Here is a 17,943-nt window from a genome sequence, read left to right on the forward strand (position 1 = left end):
AGGACCCTGCGATGACGTTGATGCTCTGGACAATGGTGGGCGCCCTGATGGTCGCGCCGGCGGCCGTGCGCGGCGAGGCGCAGCCTTCACCGCCAGCGGCCGCGCCGGTAACGCCGGGCGGGCCGGGCGCGGGCACTGGCGCGGAGGCGCAGGCCAGCAACAACTTCAGTTACGTGCGCTATCGGGCTGATTACGTGGTGCGCCCCGATGCGGGCAATACGCAGACCGAAGAGTACGACATCCTGCTCAAGACCAAATCAGCGGTCGAGCAGTTCAGCCAGGTGCGGCTGAGCTACAGCGAGAAGATGGAAACGCTGGAGGTGCTGCAGGCCTACACCCTCACCGCCGATGGCCAGCGCCGTGATGTGCCGGCCGACCGCATCTATACGCAGGAAAGTTACTCCAGCGCCGCCGCGGCGATGTATGCCGACCGCAAGGTGCGCGTGGTCGTGTTCCCGAATCTGGCGCCTGGTACGCGTGTGGTCTACCAGACCCGTCGTACCCAGAAGACGCCGTATTTCCCGGGCTATTTTGGCCTGTGGGAAACCTTCAGCGTGTTCACCCAGTACGACGATGCCCGCGTGACCCTGAGCGCGCCTGCTGATCTGCCCATGCAGGTGGAGCAGCGTGGCGTGCAGGGCAGCCAGACGCCGCGCGTGCGCAATGGCATGGCACGTTGGGAATGGGCATACCGGCGAACGGATCCACTGAAGGCGCAGAACTGGTCCGCCGCCGCGTGGGAGTACAGTCCCAGCATCATGGCCAGTACGTATCGTGACTGGTCGCAGGTGGCGCAGGCCTACCAGCTCAAGGGCGGCGAGGCCGCCGCTGTCACGCCGCAGATCCAGGCGCTGGCCGATGAGCTCACCCGAGGCATCACCGACCGGCGCGAGCAGGCCGCCGTGCTGTACCGCTGGGTCGCCCAGAACATCCGCTACGTGGCGGTCTACCTGGGCAACGGTGGGCTGGAGCCGAACCCGGCGCAGAGCATCCTCGACAATCACTACGGCGACTGCAAAGACCATGTAGTGATCCTGGAGGCGCTGCTGGCTGCACGGGGCATCCAGAGCACCCCGGTGCTGATCGGCGCCGGTGGCGGGCCGACCCTGCCGACCATTCCGCTGCTGGGCCGCTTCAACCACGCGATCACCTATCTCCCCGAGTTCGACCTGTATCTGGACTCGACGACCTCCTACGCGCGCTTCGGCCAACTGCCCGACGCTGATCTCGGCGCACCGGTGCTGCACACCCGCCAGGCCGTGGTGGCGCGCACCCCCGCCAACGATGCCAGCCGCAACGGCACCGGGCTGGAGGTTGATTTCCGCTTCGACGCGGCTGGCAACCTGGTCGGCCAGACCCTGCAGCAGCCCAGCGGCGTGGCCGAGATCGGCATGCGGGCCGCCTTCGCACGGCTCAACGCACAGAACCGGGCGCGGGCGGAAGAATCGATCATGGCCGCCTCCGGTTTCGATGGCAGTGGCGCGCTCACCCTGCTCGGGGATCCGCAGGACCTGACCCGTCCGTTCAACTTCCGCTACGACTTCCAGGCCAGCGACTACGTCGATTTCGCGGTTCTCGGCGGCATGGTGCTGCCCGATGCGCCGGGCGGTGAGTCGTTCCGTGACCTGTACGCCAGCACCTCGGCGCCGGACAACGCTACGCCGTTCTACTGCAACGACAGTCTGCGCGAGGAGCGCTATCGGCTCACCTTCCCGGCCAGCGTGCCGATCGTGGCGATTCCGCGCAGCCAGCAGTTCGACAATGCGGGTGGGCAGTACACGGTGGAGTGGACGCGCGAAGGGCAGGTGGTCACCGCGCGCCACCGGCTGCATCAACGCGCCGTGCGCGGGGCGGACGCGCTCTGCCAGCCGCAGGACTACGCGGCGTTCCGCGAGCTGTACCAGCAGGTCCGGCGCGGCTTCCGCGGGCAGGTGGTGTACGGCGATCTGAAGACGGTGCAGGCCGGGCCATGAGTACGCTCGGCACACCCGCTTCCAGCGCATAATGCGCCCCTGATCGCCCATTCAGGATTGAATGGGCACACTGCCTTCCATCCTTCCCATTCGCCTGGATACCTCGCATGCACACCACCTTCCGCCGCTCCCTGCTTGCTGCCACTCTGGTTGTTGCCAGTGTCGGGTCGGCGTCGGCCTGGGCCGGCGCCCGTGATGAGCTCAACCGCTTCACCCAGGGCCTGAAGGGCCTGGATGGACAGTTCAGCCAGCAGGTGTTCGACAGCAAGGGCAAGGTCAAGGAAAACACCAGCGGCCGCGTTGCGTTGTCCGCGCCGCGCCTGTTCCGCTGGGAGTACATCAAGCCGCATGAGCAGCTGATCGTGGCCGATGGCAAGAAGGTCTGGGTCTACGAGCCGGACCTGGAGCAGGCCAGCGTGCGCCCACAGGGGCAGGAAGAGCAGAACAGCCCGCTGACCGCGCTGATCAATCCGGCCCTGCTGGACAAGCAGTACGACGTCAGCGAAGAAGCGGCCGTGCGCGATGGCCTGCAGTGGCTGGCGCTGAGCCCCAAGCGCGACACCGACACCGCCTTCCAGTACGCCGCGCTGGGCTTCAATGGTCAGGGCCTGGCCCGCATGGAAGTCGTGGATGCGGTCGGCCAGCGCACGGTGATCAACTTCACCGGCTGGAAGCGCAATCCGAGCTTTGCCGCCGGTACCTTCAGCTTCACCCCGGCCAAGGGTGTGGACGTCATCGGCGAATGACGGTGTAGTGCCGGCCGCTGGCCGGCATCCCCGCTGCAATCTGCCGCGATACACTAGACACGTGGCCAGAAACCGAACGACTTTCAATGGGCCCGATCTGCTGACCGTGGATCGGGACAACATGCGTCCGCTCGCCGAGCGGATGCGTCCGCAGACGCTGGATGAGATGGTGGGCCAGAAGCGCCTGCTCGCACCGGGCAGCGCGCTGCGCCGGGCGGTCGAGTCCGGCCATGTGCACTCGATGATCCTGTGGGGCCCGCCAGGCTGCGGCAAGACCACACTCTCGCTGCTGCTGGCGCATTACGCCGATGCCGAGTTCCGTGCGATCTCGGCCGTGCTGTCCGGTCTGCCGGAGGTGCGCCAGGTGCTGGCCGAGGCCGCGCAGCGCTTCGCCGAAGGGCGCCGCACGGTGCTGTTCGTGGACGAGGTGCACCGCTTCAACAAGGCCCAGCAGGATGCGTTCCTGCCGCACATCGAGCGCGGCACGATCGTGTTCGTGGGTGCGACTACCGAAAATCCTTCGTTCGAACTGAACTCGGCGCTGCTGTCGCGCTGCCGCGTGCACGTGCTCGAGTCGGTTTCGCCAGGCGACATCGTCGAGGCACTTGAGCGTGCGCTGCAGGACACCGAGCGTGGTCTGGGCGCGGAGCATCTGCAGGTGGCGCCCGAGGCGTTGCTGGAGATCGCCACCGCGGCCGATGGCGACGTGCGCCGTGGGCTGACCCTGCTGGAGATCGCAGCCGAACTGGCCAGTGGCGACGGCGGGCGGATCAGCCCGGAGATGCTGGTGCAGGTGCTGGCCGACCGCACGCGTCGCTTCGACAAGGGTGGCGAGCAGTTCTACGACCAGATCTCGGCGCTGCACAAATCCGTGCGCAGCTCCAACCCCGATGCCGCGCTGTACTGGCTGACCCGGATGCTCGATGGCGGCTGCGATCCGTCCTATCTGGCACGTCGCCTGACCCGGATGGCGATCGAGGACATCGGCCTTGCCGATCCGCGTGCGCAGTCGATGGCGCTGGAAGCCTGGGACATCTACGAGCGGTTGGGCAGCCCGGAAGGCGAACTCGCGTTCGCGCAGCTGGTGCTGTATCTGGCCAGCACTGCCAAATCGAATGCCGGCTATGCCGCGTTCAACAAGGCCAAGCAGGAAGTGCGCGAGACCGGTACCCAGGAGGTGCCGCTGCACCTGCGCAACGCCCCGACCAAGCTGATGAAGGAGCTGGGCTACGGCAAGACCTACCAGTACGACCATGATGCCGATGGCGGGATCGCGCTGGATCAGACCGGCTTCCCCGATGCGATGGGCGAGCGCGTGTATTACGAGCCGGTGCCGCGCGGGTTGGAGATCAAGCTGAAAGAAAAGCTGGACCGCCTGCGTGCCGCCCGGGAACAGGCGCGCGCCGAGAAGAGTGTGGACTGATGGACGGCGCCGGCGTCTGGTGGCAGCAGCTCGGCCTGGTGATGGCCGGAGGTGCACTGGGTGCGGCGCTGCGTTTCATGGTCGGCGATGCGATGCTGCGCCAGTTCGGGACGGGCTTCCCGTGGGGCACGCTGACGGTAAACCTGGTCGGCGCCTTTGTGGCCGGCTACGTGATGATCTGGCTGCAGAGCCGTGGCACTGCCGCGGTGTACTGGCGTGCGTTCCTGATCGTGGGGATCGTGGGCGGGTTGACCACGTTTTCCTCGATGATGCTGGAATCGCTGGTGTTTACCCGCGCCGATCGCAGTGCGATGGTGCCGCTGTACCTGGGCGTGAGTCTGGTCGGCGGCATGGTGTTGGTGTGGGCGGGAGCGCGCGTGGCAGAGGCCTGGCGCTGATGCGCGAGTCGCAAACGCAGAAATCCACGGAAAACGCTGGATTAAAGTGATGTCTCACGATATCGTGCGCGCCCCCGTTTGCATCCTCGTCCGTCATGCGCGATGAACAAGACCCCGGAACACTGGAACTGACGCTGCCGCGCAAGCGCGGCCGTCCGCCCACGTTCGGCTACGCGATGACCGATGCACAGCGTGCGGCCCGCTACCGTGCGCGCCGCGCCGGACAGGCCGGCCACGCCGATGTGCGCAACTGCAGCGACATGGTGCTGTTGGACAAGATCCGTGCCTCGATCACCAGCAAGGACCCGGAGCTGACCGGCTTCCTGGTGCACGTGCTGTGGCAGCGCTACCCGTTGCAGCTCAAGTGAGCGCGCCGGTCCGTTCCTGATCGAGCAGGCCAGTCAGGCGCACTGCCAGGGCTTTGACCAGCGGGTCGGCGGTGGTGCGGTGGAGCAGGGCGATCTCGAATGTGTCGATCGGTGGCAGGCCCTGCTCCGGTCCCAGCACCGTGTGCTCGCGGCTCAGTGCCCGCGCTGGCAGCAGACTGATCCCCATGCCGTCGGCTACCGCACCCTGGATGCCACTCAGGCTGGAGCTGGTGAAGCTGATCCGCCATCGGCGGCCGAGTGCTTCGATGGCGTCGATGATGTCGTCGCGGTACAGCCCGCGCGGTGGGAAGGTGACCAGAGGGACCGGGTCAAGGGTGATGCAGCCGTTGCAGGCACTGTCGATCCACACCATGGTCTCGGGCCAGCAGGCTACGGCAGTGCGGCTGTTGCGGCGCTGTTTGACCAGGATCAGATCCAGCTCGCCGTGATCGTATCCATGGGCCAGGTCGCGGCTGAGGCCACTGGTGACTTCGAGCTTGACCTGCGGATGCTCACGATTGAACGCACCAAGCAGTTGGGTGGTCGCCGCGCTGACGAAGTCCTCGGGCACACCCAGGCGGACGGTGACAGCCACCGTGGTGCCGGCCAGTGCTTCCAGCAGCTGGTCATTGAGCGCCAGCAGCTGGCGGGCATGGCCGAGCACGAGCTGCCCGGCATCGGTGGGGTGCACGTCGCGGTTGCCCCGCACCAGCAGCGGGTGGCCGGCCATCTCTTCCAGGCGGCGGATCTTCTGGCTGATCGTGGACTGGGTGGAATGCAGGCGCGCCGCAGCCGTGGTGAAGCTGGCGCAGTCGGCCACCATCACCATGGCGCGCAACAGATCCAGGTCGAACAGGGTGCGATTCGGTTTTTCACTTGCGGTCATGCTGTCATTCTGGATCGCGATGGCCGCCGGCGCCAATGCTGGCGCGCCGGTGGTCAGCGTGCGTTGGCGTCAGCGGATGCATCCACTGGGCTCCGCGCCAGACTGCGTGTGATCCGCTCGCCCGCTTCGCGCAGCGCCTGATGCAGGGCAGGGGGTCCCAGCACCTCGAAGTCCAGGCCCAATGCCAACAGCCAGTACACCACCCCGCCCAAAGGATTGGCGCCGCAACGCAGCAGGCAGCGCGTGGCGTCAACCGCTTCAAGTTCGCCGGCCGATGCCGGGATCTGCTGGCGCATGACGGACAGCGGTGCGTGCAGGATGATCCGTGCCTGCTCGTGGTCCTGTCCGAGTGAAAGCGAGCGGGCGACCCATTGGCGCAGATCGCCATCGCCCGGGCCGGCTCGCGGCGCGAAGTGGGCGCCGGCGAGTGGCGCGCTCGCGATCCGGTCGATGCGGAAGGTGCGCCAGTCAGTGCGCCCGACGTCCCAGGCGACCAGATACCAGCGGCGATCAGCGTGCACTACGCCCTGAGGTTCGACCTGGCGTGCACTGGAGACACCCTCGCGGTCGGTGTAGTCAAAGCGCAGCTGTACCTGGTCGCGGCACGCGGCTGCCAGTGTGGTGAGCCGCCCCGCATCGACCCGTGGCCCGATCGGGTTGGCGGGCAGCAGCGTTGAGCGCAGTGCGGCCAAGCGGGGGCGCAGTCGCGGTGGCATGGCCTGCTCGATCTTCACCAGTGCCGTGATCGCCGTCTGCTCGATGCCGCTGATCGTGCCGGTCACGGCGGTGCGGAGTGCGACAGCGGTCGCCAGCGCTTCCTCGTCATCCAGCAACAGCGGTGGCAGCGCGCGTCCTGGGCGGAACGCATAGCCACCGGCGACGCCGGTGCTGGCATGGATGGGATAGCCGAGCTGCCGCAGGCGGTCGATGTCACGCCGGAGCGTGCGCGGATGGATGGCCATGCATTCGGCCAGCTCGCCGCCGGTCCAGTGCGGGCGGGATTGCAGCAGCGAAAGCAGGCTCAGCAGGCGGGCGGAGGCGGTCAGCATGCGCGGCAGCGTAGCAGTCATTGCGGGCCGATTCTGTCCGCAATGCGGCCTAGTCTTGAACGCACGGTGCAGCACCGGTTCCGCCGCACCTTTCCACCCCTCTCAAGGAGTTCTTCGATGTCCCTCGTTTTCTATTGGCACCCGATGTCCAGCGCCTCCCCGGTCGCCTGCGCCCTGGCCGAACTGTCCGTCCCGCATGATCGGGTCAAGATCGACATCCGCAGTGGCGAACAGCGCACGCCGACGTATCTGGCGATCAACCCGAACGGTAAGGTGCCGTGCCTGGTGGTGGACGGCACGCCTTTGTTTGAAGGCCTGGCCATCCACCTGTGGCTGGGCGAGCAGTACGGCGTGGAGCAGGGCCTGTGGCCGGCGGCGGGGACCCCGGCTCGACTGGAGGCGATGTCCTGGTCCACATGGGCGTACGTCACCTACGCAGCGGTGCTCGGGCGGGTATGGCTGGCGACCGTGGACGATGCGCTGCGCAGCGACGAGCATGCTGCGGCGGGTATCCGTGCCGCCAACGAACTGCTGGATCTGCTGGAAGCGCGCCTGTCGCAGCAGCCGTGGATGCTTGGCGAGGCGTACTCGCTGGTGGATCTGGTGGTAGGCCAGGTGGTGGGCTACGGCACCCATCTGGGCGTGGTGCTGGATGCGCATCCGGCGGTGGCCGGCTGGCTGCAGCGGGTGCAGGCCCGCCCGGCGATGCAGGGCGAGAATTGACGCAGCCGTATCCGGCAGCGCGCAGCATCGCAATCATGCATGTGCTTCATGCTGAAATTTAACTGGTGAATGTGCCGGGCCTGACCGTAAGGTGGCCCGGTTCTCTCTCTGGTGTGCACTCCATGTCTTTGCGTCTTGCGATCCCGGTGCTGCTTGCACTGACCCCTTCCGCGTTCGCGGCCGAGCAGGCGGATCTGATGATCCGGCATGCCACCGTGGTCGACGTCGAGCACGCCACGACGGTGGCCGACCAGACGGTCGTGGTCCGTGGTCAGGACATCGTCGCCGTCGGCACCGACCGGGCCATGCGCAAGGCATGGCAGGCCAGGCAGCAGGTGGACGGCAAAGGGCGCTATCTGATCCCCGGGTTGTGGGACATGCATGTGCACTTCGGCGGCGGGCCGGAGCTCATCGAAGAGAACAAGGCGCTGCTGCCGCTGTACATCGCCCATGGCATCACCACCATCCGCGATGCGTCCGGCGATCTGCCCGAGCAGGTGCTGCAGTGGCGCGGGGAGATTGCCGACGGTCGCTTGGCCGGCCCTCAGCTGTTCACCTCCGGCGCGAAGATCGAGGGCATCAAGCCGGTGTGGAAGGGCACCATCGAAGTGGGTTCGCAGGCCGACCTGGAGGCAGCGTTCGTGCGCCTCAAGCGCGACCGCGTCGACTTCGTCAAAATCACCGACAGCACCCTGACCCCCGAGCTGTTCCTGGCGGCGGTACGCGGCGCGCGCGCCAACGGCCTGCGCGCCTCCGGCCATATTCCGATGGCATTGACCGTGCAGCAGGCAGTCGATGCCGGCATCAGCTCGATCGAGCACCTGGACTACGCCTACAAGGCCGGGGTCAAGGATGAGGCGACCATCGCTGCGGACTTCGCGGCCAAGCGGATCGATCGCGCGCAGGCCAACGCACGGCTGGATGCAGGCTTTGATCGCGACACCGCCATGGCCGCTTACCGTGGTTTCGCCGCGAAGGGCGTGTTCGTGACGCCGACCCTCAACGGCGGCCGCATCCTGGATTTCCTGGATCAGGATGACCATCGCGACGATCCGTACCTGGCCTACATTGGGCCGAAGCTGCAGGCCACCTACGCCTGGCGCGTGGAGCGTGCCGCCAAGGCGACGCCGGCACAGATCCAGGCCCGCCATCAGGAGTACCACCAGGTCGCGGCAGTCCTGCCGATGCTGCAGCAGGCCGGCGTCATGATCATGGCCGGCACCGATGCGGGCTTCCTCAATTCCTTCAACTATCCGGGCATCGGCCTGCATGAGGAGCTGTCGCTGTTCGTCAAGGAAGGGCTGACGCCCGCGCAGGCACTCTCGGCCGCGACCCGTGCGGGCCCGGCCTGGTTCGGTACGCTGGATCGTTACGGCGCGATTGCGCCCGGCAAGGCGGCCGATCTGGTGTTGTTGGAGCGCAACCCATTGGAGGACATCGAGGCGACACGTGGCATCCAGTACGTGGTGCTGCGTGGCCAGGGGTATGACCGCAAAGCGCTCGATGCGCTGCTGGAGCAGACCAAGGCCAAGGTCGCGGCGTGGAAGGCTGAAGACGCGAAGGAGTAATGGGTTCGGGCGCGCTCACCGGTGTCGTGGGCGCGCATGGGGCAGGGCGGTGAGCCGGCCTACGGCGATGTCGGCGAGGTGAAGGTGAACGTTCGGCCATCTGCAAGGCGCGCGGTCGCGCTGCGCGGGGGCAGGGCGTGCGCATCGACCTGCTGCGGTTGATCGGAGAAATTGGCCACGATCACGCTGCCATCGGCGAAGGTGGTTTGCTGCACCTGGCCATTGGCATCGCGCCAGCGGAAGTCCACCAGTGCCTGATTGAACAGCGCCTCGTGCAGCGGCCGGAAGAAGGCGTCCAGCTGGCGCAGATAGGCGATCCGGGGCGTGGCGGTAGCCACGCTGAGATTGAGGAGTGGCGGCACGTTGTAGAGCTGCTGCAACAGCTCGGTCGTGCTGCGGCTTTCCCGGAACTTGAGGCTGTCCAGCGTCCAGTGGTGGGTGCTGATTACGCTGTCGTGGAAGGCGGCCTGCAGCAGTGGCAGACGCCGGCTTGGATTGAAGTAGAGCTGCTGATAGCGCGGCTTGAGCTGGCTCTGCTTGAAGAAGAAGGCCGGCTGATGCTCGGGTGACCACGCCCCGAGGTAGTAAGGCGAAGCGCGCTCGCGCCGCATCTGCGGGTCGCGCCAGCCGAAGCCGGCGGTCTGCGCGCCGTGGGCGAAGGCGACATGCCGGTTGACCACCGCCGAGCCGACTTCAGAGCCGGTGACCAGTTTCTGGTTGTCCGCCAGCCAGGCCAGGGCGGCATTGCGGTTGGCGGCGTCCTGCGCCTGCGACGTGGGTTTGGCCGGGTCGCTGTCATCGAACAGCATGCCTGTCGCGGCGACGTCGAGAAACCAGCTGTTGTAGGGGGTCTGGGCGCGCAGTGCACGCACGCGGCGCTCCATCAGAGGGCGGATGCAGGCCGCATTGGTGTAGACCCCGCTGCCCTGGAAGCCTTTGATGCGCTGCCCGTCAGGTTTCATGATGCCGCAGCGCTCGAAGGCGTCCTGGCCCAGCTGTGCCGAGAGCCAGGAAGGATTGTCGTTGCCATCGGGCAGGGCGGTGTCATAGGAATCGTACGGTGCCACCAGGTACCCCGCATGTACGGCCGCCTCCGCAGCGCCGGGGCTTGCCCAGGCGGCGGTCCAGTCCGGCAGTCCAAGCCATAGCCTAGGAAGGCCGGCAGCCTGCAGTGCATGGATTATCCGTGGAGAGGCGCTGTCACCACGCAGCGCTTCGGGCTGGAGGGCGGTGCCAACGGTCGCCACGAGCGCGTCCCGGCGCTGCTGCATGGCCTCGGCCGTGTCGCCGGGAAAACGGTCGATCAGCGCAGCATTGATCGCCGCCACCAGAACCTGCTGCACGTAGGGGCCGAGATGGGTTGAGTCCACCGCCTCCCGTGCGTCCTGGTCTGTACGGATCCACGCACGGGGCAGTAGCCTCTTCAGTTGCGCCCAGTCGCGCACGTCCTGCTCGACCAGCAGCCTGTCACCCCACAGATACACATGACTGGCGCCGATCAGCTTGCCGCCGTCAGGCAGGCGGTCCAGCTTGTCTTTCAGCGACACGAAGCCCCCCTGCGCCTGCAGCCACTGGCGATAACGTTTGGCAGGGGCGAGCCAGTCCGGCCCATCCAGGTGCGCCACAACGGTATAGGCATCGGTCTGATTGAGTGCGTTGAACGCGTGCTCGACTGTCATTGCGGTGCCCTGGCCGTCAGCAGCAAAGCGCACCGTGTTGTTGAACGGCGTCGCAAACAGGACCGACAGCACCCGGTCCGGCCACGACAGGCCGATCACTGGAAGCGTCAGATCTTCGGTGGTGTTGACTTCCCCATGGGCATGGATCAGTTCATCACGCCACGCGGCGTCGTCGGCGGGGATGTAGTACCCCTCGTGCAGTGGCAGCAGCAGGGCGGCGCCCTGGGCTGGCAGGAGCGGCCATCGCACAACGCCTGCGGTGCGGCGTTCGAAGCGCAGTTCAAATGCGTCCCCTTCCAGGCGGGCATGGATGAGCGAGTCGCCGTGCTGCCACTGCGCGCTGGCGGGCGTTTGCGTCAGGTCGCTGACCGTCTCGCGCGTCGTGGCCGACGAGATGACCGTCGCTGTCCCGTCGGGGGTGGTGGCGCTCACTGCCAGGGTCGACGGGTCAATGTCGACCTGCCAGCGTGCAGTGGCCAGGGTGATGGCGTGGGTGCTGGGCGCAGCGGCCAGGGCGAGGAGGATCAGCAGCCGGGGGAATTGCATGGGTGATCTCTTGGAAGGTGCGGCACGGGTGCCCGTATCGACCCGGAGCCTAGCGCTGATCCCGCGCGCGCCCGTGGTGGTTCATCACAGTTGCACGCACCCGAGGCCGCGGATGTGCTGGAATCGTCACTCCGTCATGAAAAATGGAGGGGAGAACGATGGATATCGCTACGATCAGAGGGTGTGGCGTGGCGCTTGCGGCGTTGTTTTCCGCGCTCCCAGGAATCGCGATGGCGGTTGCGTCGCCTGCCTACGCAGCGACTGACGACCCGGCCCGGAAGGTGGTCGATGCGCTGTATGGGTTTCGGGCGACACACGGGCCGACCTATCCGGATGCCTTCTCGGCGTTGCGTTCGCTCCTCAGTCCCGGCCTGCTCGCGCGCTGTGCCCGCTATCAGCGCGCGCTTGAGGCGCCCGGTGCGCCGACCGATCTGGTGCCGACGATCAACTACGACCCGTTGACTGGTTCGCAGGAAGCGCTCTCTTCGTCGTATCCGGCAACTGAAGTGGCACGGCGCACAGACTGGGCGCAGTACCGTGTCCGGGCGACCTACCCGGATGGAACGGCATGGAATGACATCGACGTGCAGGTGGTGAAGTTGCGTGACGGGCCATGGCGCATCAGCAACATCAATCGGCTGCGGCAGGATTGCGAGTTGGGGCCTTATCCGGAGGCCGGCCGAGGTGAGCACGAGCACATCTGATCGTTTCTGTCAGGCGCCTGTGCGGCACTGAAGGGATCTTTCAGTGAGCCGCTGCAACCGTCTCGCCGGCAATGCGCTGGCCCAGGGTGTACGCCGTCTGCAGATGTACCTCTGCATCGCCCGCGTCCGTCTCCAGCAACAGCGTGGACGATCGCACCGGCGCGCCGCAGTAATCGAAGATGCCGGTTTCGATCTGGGTCTTCATCGCATCGGTGTAGCCGCGCTTCTGCCAGGTGCGGTGATCTGCACCGCCGAGAGCGACCAGGTGGATGGGCAGGTGACTGAGTTTCTTGCTGACACCTTGGCCGCTGCTGTCGTCATAGGCCCAGCCGTTTGAAAATACCCGGTCGATCCAGCCCTTCATCAGGGCCGGCATGCTCCACCAGTAAACCGGAAAGACCAGCACCAGTGCATCAGCGCGATCCAGGCGGGCCTGCTCGGCCAGGACATCGGCAGGGAAGGGCGCGCGGCGTTGGTGTCCCAACAGGTCAGCTTGGGTGAAACGGGGGTCGAACCCCTCTGCACTGAGATCGGCAATCTCCATGGTGTCGTTGCCCGAGGCCGAGGCGCCTGCGGCAAGACGGTTTGCTACGGCGTGGGTCAAGGAGGCGGGATGTGGGTGAGCGACGGCGATGAGGGTGTGCATGGCGTTCCTGGGATGGGCGAGGGCTTGTATACTTTCGGTAAGTTACTCCCCGTAAGTTACGATTGGTATATAGCCATGTCAAGCGTGTCCGATCCCGCGGCGTCTGCCGCCCCTCGCCGCCGCATGTCCCGCGATGACCGCCTGCGCCAACTCCTGGAGCAGGCTTGGCGGCTGATCCGTCAGGAGGGTACCGATGCGTTGACCCTGGGGCGTCTGGCGGAACAGGCGGGCGTGACCAAGCCGGTGGTGTATGACCATTTCGGTACGCGGGCCGGGCTGCTGGCTGCGCTGTACCGTGATTTCGATGCAAGGCAGGGCGAGGTGATGGACGCGCGGTTTGCCAGCAGCGGCTCGACACTCGCGGAGAAAGCGCATGTCATCGCCGAGGCATACGTCGCCTGCGTGATGAAACAGGGGCGGGAGATTCCCGGCGTGATCGCTGCGCTGGCTGGATCGCCGGAGCTGGCGCGCATCAAACGTGAGTACGACATCGTGTTTCTTGAGCAGTGTCGCGCGCTGTTATCGCCGTTCGCGCCCGCGGGAACGCTGGCGCAGGCGGGGCTGTGGGGCATGCTGGGTGCCGCCGAAGGACTCTCCTCTGCGGCGACCACGGGTGACATTACGCCTGCACAGGCCCAACAGGAGTTGGCCGCGACGATCATGGCGGTGGTCGCGCGCGGCTGAATGTCGCCGCGGTGCACGTTGCCGCCGGGAGCGATGTGGACGCGGACCGGGCGCGTATGATGACGCGCCCTCTTGGACTGGATGCCATGCGCACTGTTCTGTCTGTTGTTGTACTTGCTGCCGGGATCGGTGTGGCACTGCCGGCCGCCGCTGCGACCTTGTCCTTGAACGAGCGCTTGAAGGGCGCCTCGGTGGTCCAGGTCAATCAGGTTCCGGCGAGTGGCGCATCGTTGATCGGTCGGGTGGAGCAGTTCCGCAATGGCGACAGCCTGATCCGCCTCGGCGAGGGCGAAGGCGAGCCGGTGGTGCTGACGTTGTGCAACGGCAAGGCGCATATGAATCTCGACGCGCGCTGGCCGGGTGCGCCGGCGGCGAAGACGCAGGAAGAAAAACAGATGCGTGCGTACGGCCTGTACATGGCGGTGATGGGTGGCATGGCGATGGCGCAGAGCATCGTGGGCGACACGCTGGAGGTACCCGCCGAAGGGCAGGCCGCCACGGTGCAGCGCGAGACACCCTGGGCCTATGGCAAGGAGCAGTACGCAGTGAGGGTGAGCAACGGGGCCGACGATGTGCTGCGGATCAAGGTGACCAAGACGGGAAACACCACGAGAACCCCATCGTCGGGGCGGGATGATGTCGTCAGCACCGACGATGACAAGGCTGCGCGCCTGGCCGAGCTTGAGCCGGTCGGTACCTCGCGCGAGCTGGTGATCTCCGCGGCGCCAATGGCCGCGTCCGTTACGGAGGATATGTCCTTGAAGGGCTGGATGTCGGCCAGCGGCAAGGGCGGCGCGACGGTGGGTGCAGCCCGCAAGGCGTCGGGCGATTGCGCGCGCTGAACCGAACGTCAGTGATACCCATTCTCATTTGAGTTACACTGGCGCGATAGCACCGTCCCTCGCTCCGGGTAGTCATGATTGTTTCGTCGTCGCTGATCTCTTCCGTATCGCCGTGGTTGCGCACGCTGGGCGTGGCGACCGCCATCGGCATGGCGGCGTTGTCGCCTGCCGCGGCGCAGCAGCGCAATCCCGAGCAGAAGGTCGGTGAAACGGTGCTGGATCAGCCGGCGCAGAGCTACCGTTTCGAACATTTCGTGCTCGACAGCCCCGACAAGGCCCGCCGCTGGCGGGTCAATGTCGGCGTGCCGGCCAAGGCCTCGGCCACGCCGGCACCGGTGCTGTACATGCTCGACGGCAACGCCGCGGCAATGGTGCTCGACCAGTCCATGCTGGCCGATCTCGCCGCGCACGCCGCGCCGGTGCTGGTGTTCATCGGCTACGACAACGACCTGCGCATCGATTCGCCGTCACGCACCCGCGATTACACCGCGTGGATCGACACCGCCGACGACGAGAACGGCACCTCGCAGTCCAGCGGCGGCGGTGCATATGCGTTCCTGGATCTGATCGAACGCCGCATCAAGCCGGAAGTGCAGCGCCGCGCCAGCATCGATCTGCAGCAGCAGTCGCTGTGGGGCCATTCCCTCGGCGGCCTGTTCGTGATCAGCACGCTGTACACCCGCCCGGCCGCGTTCCAGCATTACGTCTCGGCCAGCCCGTCGCTGTGGTGGAGCCAGGGCGCGCCGCTGGGCGACATGGAGCGCCAGTTCATCGCCAACACCCAGGGTCAGCCCGCACAGGTCACGGTGATGCTCGGTGGCGACGAGCGCACCGGCAACCGTGGTGTGCGTGACATGACCAATCCGCGTGTGGTCGCGCATCTGCGCCGTATCGGTGGGGCTACCCCGGATGCCGCGCAGCAGCTGGCTACCCGCCTGGCCAAGGTGCCGGGCCTGACCGTGCAGTACCGCGAATTCCCCGGCCTTGGCCATGGGCCGATGCTGCCGGCATCGCTCAAGGCGACGCTGAGCCAGTTGTATGGCATCGCCGATCGCAGCGGTACGCCCGCGCCGGCCCCCTGATTTTTCGTTACCCAGGCAGTTCCGTGGCCCTGTGCCACCGCCGCAACGGACCGCGGCCACGCCAAGGCAAGCACTGTGACAACGCGCCAACCGGCGCGCCCCCAACAGAAGGAGTCTGCTGATGTACACCCTGAAAACCCTCCCGCGCGTCGCCACCCTGGCCCTTGCGCTGTCGCTGGCCAGCCCGACCGTGTTCGCCCAGCCGGTGTTCGATGCGCCGGCCAACGGCTTCCGTGGTGAAGTGGTCAGCCGTGGTCAGAACGTCGTGCCGGGCAGCGAGGCCGAGGTCGTCGGTCGCCAGTTCGTTCCAGGCCAGCAGGTGACCCTGCTGCGCGGCGAAACGGTGCTCAACGCCACCCCGTACGTGGTCGATGCCGAGGGTAACTTCAAGGGCAAGGTCGCGATTCCGGCCGATGCCGTGCCCGGTCAGCAGCCGGTGATCGTGCGCGCCAGCCAGCCGTCCGCTGCCGCAGTGCTGTCGCTGCGCGTCTCGCCGAACCTGCCGCTGAGCGGTCAGCAGAACTTCAACCAGACCTCGGCCAAGCTGGTCCAGGGCCTGTACCAGTCCGCCTACAGTGCGGCCAGCAATGCCGTGTTCGTGACCTCTGCCGTCGGTCGCCCGCCGGTGACCCAGTCGCAGCTGCTCAAGCTGGACCCGAAGACGCTCAAGGTCACCGCCAAGATCACTCCGGCGGAAGTGCCGGGCGGCAAGGGTGGTGCGGTGTTCGCTGTATACGGCGTGGGCGTGGATGATGCCAACGGCAACGTGTGGGTCACCAATACCCGCCAGGACACCGTGGCCGTGTACCGCCAGAAGGACCTGTCGCTGGTCCGCCAGTTCGATGTCGGCGCGGTGCCGCATGCCCGCGACATCGTGGTTGATGGCCGTCATGGCAAGGTGTTCGCTTCTGCTACAGGTGAAGACCATCTGTCGGTGTTCGATGCCCGCACCCTGCAGCCGCTGGAGTCGATCACGCTGGCCTCGGGCGTGGACGACAAGAAGTTCGTCCCGATGAGCCTGGTGCTGGATGAAGCGGCCGGCAAGCTGTTCACCGTCAGCATCGGCACGCCCGAAGCGGCCGTGATCGACACCACCACCGGCAAGGTGGAAAAGGTCATCGATCTGGGGAACTCGATCAGTGCCTCCGGGGTGGCCTACGACGCCTCGGCCGGTCGCCTGTACGTGGCCTCGCAGGGCACCGACAACCTGCTGATCGTCGATGTCGCCAGCAGCAAGGTGCTGCACGACGTGCCGGTGGGTGCAGGTGCGTTGAACGTCGCCTTCGAGCCGGTCTCCAAGCTGGCTTACGTGACCAACCGCGGTGCCGGCACGGTGACCGTGGTCGATGGCAACGGCAAGGTGGTGGGCAATCTGGATGGCGGCACCTTCCCGAACCATGTGCGTGAGGATGGCAAGGGCAATGTGTTTGCCGTCAACAAGTCGCGTGATGCCCAGGACCCCAAGGGCGATCGCATCACCCGCATCAGCACCCGCGCGAACTGATTTCCGCGCAGTGCGTTGCACTGGCGGCGGGGCGAACAGCCCCGCCGTTCTGATTGAAGAGGAACTGCCATGAAGTCGATTGTTGTCCGCCACAGCCTGCTGGCGCTGTCCCTGGTTGCCGTGATCGCCGGTTGCTCGAAAGAGCCTGCCGCGCCTGCCGCCGACACCGCTGCGGCACCTGCCGCGCAGGGCGCTGAAGCATTGCCGGCCGGCTGGCAGCGTGTGGTAGGCGTGGACGTACCCGACATCGAGGGCGCTACCCAGCAGTTGCCGGCGACGGTGACGTCCGACGATGGCGTCGCCACCACCGTGACCGACACGTCGAAGATCATTGCCGGTGGGGATGACATCATCGCCGTGCTCGAAGCGCTTGGCCTAGATGATCAGGTGTATGCCGCGCCGCTGCGCTCGGCCACCGTTTCCGGCCGCAAGGCCCCCAAACAATTCCTGTTCAACCGCACCACCGGTGTGGAAGGCGTGCTGAGCCTGCAGGGCACCCTGTTCCTGGGCAACAGCCTGCGCCGTCACTCTGACCTCGCCGCCAAGCTGCGCGGTGCAGGCGAAGCGGCGGTGATCGTCGACGATCTGCAGCCGGCCGCGGACAAGGTTCGCAAAGTCGCCGCCGCGGTCGGCATGGCCGGGCAGGGTGAAGCGCTGGCGACGAAAGTGCAGTCGCAGCTGGATGCGGCCAAGGCCAGCGGTGCCGCGTTGGCGTGGCACCCGCGTGTGATCCATGTTTCCGCGACCGGTGCCGGCGGTGCGCCGACGGTGGCGGGCTCGGACAGTGCGTCGGGCAAGCTGATCACGCTGGCTGGCGGCATCAACATCGGCGACGAAGCCGGTGTGGCCAACTATTCCGCGTTGAGCAATGAGGGCGTGGTGGCCGCTGCACCGGACGTGATCCTGGTGACCGAGAATGACCTGGCGCTGTTCGGCGGCCAGGCTGGCCTGTGGCGCGCGTACCCGACGCTGCGCCAGACCCCCGCCGGTGCAGCCAACCGCGTCTGGGTAATGCCGGATGTAGAGCTCAAGTCCGCCAGCGTCGCGTCGGGCAGTGGCGCCGTCGCCTTGGCCGCGGCATTCGCAACGTTGCCGCGCCCGTGAGGGCTTGAGGCATGGCGG

General features: G+C 66.6%; 17 protein-coding genes. 13 read left to right on the forward strand and 4 right to left on the reverse strand.

Annotated elements, in window-relative coordinates; genetic code table 11:
* The first annotated feature begins 20 nt into the window (after nucleotides 1–20).
* The 5 genes from ABE464_RS02830 to ABE464_RS02850 all read left to right on the forward strand — a co-directional run bounded on the left by ABE464_RS02830 (nucleotide 21) and on the right by ABE464_RS02850 (nucleotide 4,908).
* Nucleotides 21–1,973: a DUF3857 domain-containing transglutaminase family protein gene (locus tag ABE464_RS02830; RefSeq protein ID WP_346470695.1), complete on the forward strand. Its 1,953-nt coding sequence runs from the start codon at nucleotides 21–23 to the stop codon at nucleotides 1,971–1,973.
* Nucleotides 1,974–2,080: 107 nt separating this feature from the next.
* Nucleotides 2,081–2,719: an outer membrane lipoprotein chaperone LolA gene (gene lolA, locus ABE464_RS02835; RefSeq protein WP_346470628.1), complete on the forward strand. Its 639-nt coding sequence runs from the start codon at nucleotides 2,081–2,083 to the stop codon at nucleotides 2,717–2,719.
* Nucleotides 2,720–2,840: 121 nt separating this feature from the next.
* Nucleotides 2,841–4,142 carry a replication-associated recombination protein A gene (locus ABE464_RS02840; RefSeq protein WP_346470629.1) on the forward strand — a complete coding sequence of 434 codons (1,302 nt, stop codon included), beginning with the start codon at nucleotides 2,841–2,843 and terminating at the stop codon, nucleotides 4,140–4,142.
* The gene (gene crcB, locus ABE464_RS02845) at nucleotides 4,142–4,540 is read left to right on the forward strand and encodes a fluoride efflux transporter CrcB (RefSeq protein ID WP_346470630.1); all 399 of its coding nucleotides are present in this window, start codon (nucleotides 4,142–4,144) and stop codon (nucleotides 4,538–4,540) included. The genes ABE464_RS02840 and crcB overlap by 1 nt, the downstream gene beginning before the upstream one ends.
* A 95-nt stretch (nucleotides 4,541–4,635) precedes the next feature.
* A complete protein-coding gene (locus ABE464_RS02850) occupies nucleotides 4,636–4,908 on the forward strand; it encodes a hypothetical protein (RefSeq protein WP_019184750.1) in 273 nt (90 codons plus the stop codon).
* Here the strand turns inward: ABE464_RS02850 and ABE464_RS02855 are convergent.
* Nucleotides 4,901–5,794: a LysR family transcriptional regulator gene (locus ABE464_RS02855; protein WP_346470631.1), complete on the reverse strand. Its 894-nt coding sequence runs from the start codon at nucleotides 5,792–5,794 to the stop codon at nucleotides 4,901–4,903. The two genes, ABE464_RS02850 and ABE464_RS02855, sit on opposite strands and share 8 nt — an antisense overlap.
* 53 nt (nucleotides 5,795–5,847) lie before the next feature.
* Entirely contained in the window at nucleotides 5,848–6,864 is a 1,017-nt protein-coding gene (locus tag ABE464_RS02860; RefSeq protein WP_346470632.1) for a YafY family protein, read from the reverse strand.
* A 96-nt stretch (nucleotides 6,865–6,960) separates the two neighbouring features.
* Here ABE464_RS02860 and ABE464_RS02865 point away from each other — a divergent pair, with 96 nt between their 5' ends.
* Nucleotides 6,961–7,566, forward strand: coding sequence for a glutathione S-transferase family protein (locus ABE464_RS02865; RefSeq protein WP_346470633.1), 606 nt, complete (start codon nucleotides 6,961–6,963; stop codon nucleotides 7,564–7,566).
* A gap of 122 nt (nucleotides 7,567–7,688) precedes the next feature.
* On the forward strand, nucleotides 7,689–9,134 hold the full coding sequence (locus ABE464_RS02870; RefSeq protein WP_346470634.1) for an amidohydrolase family protein: 1,446 nt from the start codon (nucleotides 7,689–7,691) through the stop codon (nucleotides 9,132–9,134).
* A gap of 59 nt (nucleotides 9,135–9,193) precedes the next feature.
* Here the strand turns inward: ABE464_RS02870 and ABE464_RS02875 are convergent, their stop codons facing one another.
* Entirely contained in the window at nucleotides 9,194–11,359 is a 2,166-nt protein-coding gene (locus ABE464_RS02875; protein WP_346470635.1) for a glycoside hydrolase, read from the reverse strand.
* Between the two features lie 158 nt (nucleotides 11,360–11,517).
* Here ABE464_RS02875 and ABE464_RS02880 point away from each other — a divergent pair, with 158 nt between their 5' ends.
* On the forward strand, nucleotides 11,518–12,063 hold the full coding sequence (locus tag ABE464_RS02880; protein WP_346470636.1) for a hypothetical protein: 546 nt from the start codon (nucleotides 11,518–11,520) through the stop codon (nucleotides 12,061–12,063).
* A gap of 40 nt (nucleotides 12,064–12,103) precedes the next feature.
* On the opposite strand, the gene ABE464_RS02885 is transcribed toward ABE464_RS02880, so the two are convergent.
* The gene (locus tag ABE464_RS02885; RefSeq protein WP_346470637.1) at nucleotides 12,104–12,709 is read right to left on the reverse strand and encodes an NAD(P)H-dependent oxidoreductase; all 606 of its coding nucleotides are present in this window, start codon (nucleotides 12,707–12,709) and stop codon (nucleotides 12,104–12,106) included.
* Between the two features lie 123 nt (nucleotides 12,710–12,832).
* Here ABE464_RS02885 and ABE464_RS02890 point away from each other — a divergent pair, with 123 nt between their 5' ends.
* From ABE464_RS02890 to ABE464_RS02910, 5 genes are all read left to right on the forward strand, one after another.
* Complete coding sequence (locus ABE464_RS02890; protein WP_346470638.1) at nucleotides 12,833–13,393, forward strand: TetR/AcrR family transcriptional regulator; 561 nt, start codon at nucleotides 12,833–12,835, stop codon at nucleotides 13,391–13,393.
* A gap of 86 nt (nucleotides 13,394–13,479) precedes the next feature.
* Nucleotides 13,480–14,235, forward strand: a complete 756-nt coding sequence (locus ABE464_RS02895) for a hypothetical protein (RefSeq protein ID WP_346470639.1) — start codon at nucleotides 13,480–13,482, stop codon at nucleotides 14,233–14,235.
* 74 nt (nucleotides 14,236–14,309) lie between these two features.
* Nucleotides 14,310–15,317, forward strand: a complete 1,008-nt coding sequence (locus tag ABE464_RS02900) for an alpha/beta hydrolase-fold protein (RefSeq protein WP_346470640.1) — start codon at nucleotides 14,310–14,312, stop codon at nucleotides 15,315–15,317.
* 121 nt (nucleotides 15,318–15,438) lie between these two features.
* The gene (locus ABE464_RS02905) at nucleotides 15,439–16,821 is read left to right on the forward strand and encodes an ATP-binding protein (RefSeq protein ID WP_346470641.1); all 1,383 of its coding nucleotides are present in this window, start codon (nucleotides 15,439–15,441) and stop codon (nucleotides 16,819–16,821) included.
* A gap of 69 nt (nucleotides 16,822–16,890) precedes the next feature.
* The gene (locus ABE464_RS02910) at nucleotides 16,891–17,925 is read left to right on the forward strand and encodes an ABC transporter substrate-binding protein (RefSeq protein WP_346470642.1); all 1,035 of its coding nucleotides are present in this window, start codon (nucleotides 16,891–16,893) and stop codon (nucleotides 17,923–17,925) included.
* Nucleotides 17,926–17,943 lie beyond the last annotated feature (18 nt).

Origin of the sequence: Stenotrophomonas sp. TWI587, assembly GCF_039674145.1 — a bacterium.
Classification (GTDB): Bacteria; Pseudomonadota; Gammaproteobacteria; order Xanthomonadales; family Xanthomonadaceae; genus Stenotrophomonas; species Stenotrophomonas maltophilia_AY.

Excerpts from the sequence above, each read along its gene's own strand:
- ABE464_RS02830 (WP_346470695.1), top strand. The coding sequence starts at position 21 with ATGCTCTGGACAATGGTGGGCGCCCTGATGGTCGCGCCGGCGGCCGTG.
- lolA (WP_346470628.1), top strand. The coding sequence starts at position 2,081 with ATGCACACCACCTTCCGCCGCTCCCTGCTTGCTGCCACTCTGGTTGTT.
- ABE464_RS02840 (WP_346470629.1), top strand. The coding sequence starts at position 2,841 with ATGCGTCCGCTCGCCGAGCGGATGCGTCCGCAGACGCTGGATGAGATG.
- crcB (WP_346470630.1), top strand. The coding sequence starts at position 4,142 with ATGGACGGCGCCGGCGTCTGGTGGCAGCAGCTCGGCCTGGTGATGGCC.
- ABE464_RS02850 (WP_019184750.1), top strand. The coding sequence starts at position 4,636 with ATGCGCGATGAACAAGACCCCGGAACACTGGAACTGACGCTGCCGCGC.
- ABE464_RS02855 (WP_346470631.1), bottom strand. The coding sequence starts at position 5,794 with ATGACCGCAAGTGAAAAACCGAATCGCACCCTGTTCGACCTGGATCTG.
- ABE464_RS02860 (WP_346470632.1), bottom strand. The coding sequence starts at position 6,864 with ATGACTGCTACGCTGCCGCGCATGCTGACCGCCTCCGCCCGCCTGCTG.
- ABE464_RS02865 (WP_346470633.1), top strand. The coding sequence starts at position 6,961 with ATGTCCCTCGTTTTCTATTGGCACCCGATGTCCAGCGCCTCCCCGGTC.
- ABE464_RS02870 (WP_346470634.1), top strand. The coding sequence starts at position 7,689 with ATGTCTTTGCGTCTTGCGATCCCGGTGCTGCTTGCACTGACCCCTTCC.
- ABE464_RS02875 (WP_346470635.1), bottom strand. The coding sequence starts at position 11,359 with ATGCAATTCCCCCGGCTGCTGATCCTCCTCGCCCTGGCCGCTGCGCCC.
- ABE464_RS02880 (WP_346470636.1), top strand. The coding sequence starts at position 11,518 with ATGGATATCGCTACGATCAGAGGGTGTGGCGTGGCGCTTGCGGCGTTG.
- ABE464_RS02885 (WP_346470637.1), bottom strand. The coding sequence starts at position 12,709 with ATGCACACCCTCATCGCCGTCGCTCACCCACATCCCGCCTCCTTGACC.
- ABE464_RS02890 (WP_346470638.1), top strand. The coding sequence starts at position 12,833 with ATGTCCCGCGATGACCGCCTGCGCCAACTCCTGGAGCAGGCTTGGCGG.
- ABE464_RS02895 (WP_346470639.1), top strand. The coding sequence starts at position 13,480 with ATGCGCACTGTTCTGTCTGTTGTTGTACTTGCTGCCGGGATCGGTGTG.
- ABE464_RS02900 (WP_346470640.1), top strand. The coding sequence starts at position 14,310 with ATGATTGTTTCGTCGTCGCTGATCTCTTCCGTATCGCCGTGGTTGCGC.
- ABE464_RS02905 (WP_346470641.1), top strand. The coding sequence starts at position 15,439 with ATGTACACCCTGAAAACCCTCCCGCGCGTCGCCACCCTGGCCCTTGCG.
- ABE464_RS02910 (WP_346470642.1), top strand. The coding sequence starts at position 16,891 with ATGAAGTCGATTGTTGTCCGCCACAGCCTGCTGGCGCTGTCCCTGGTT.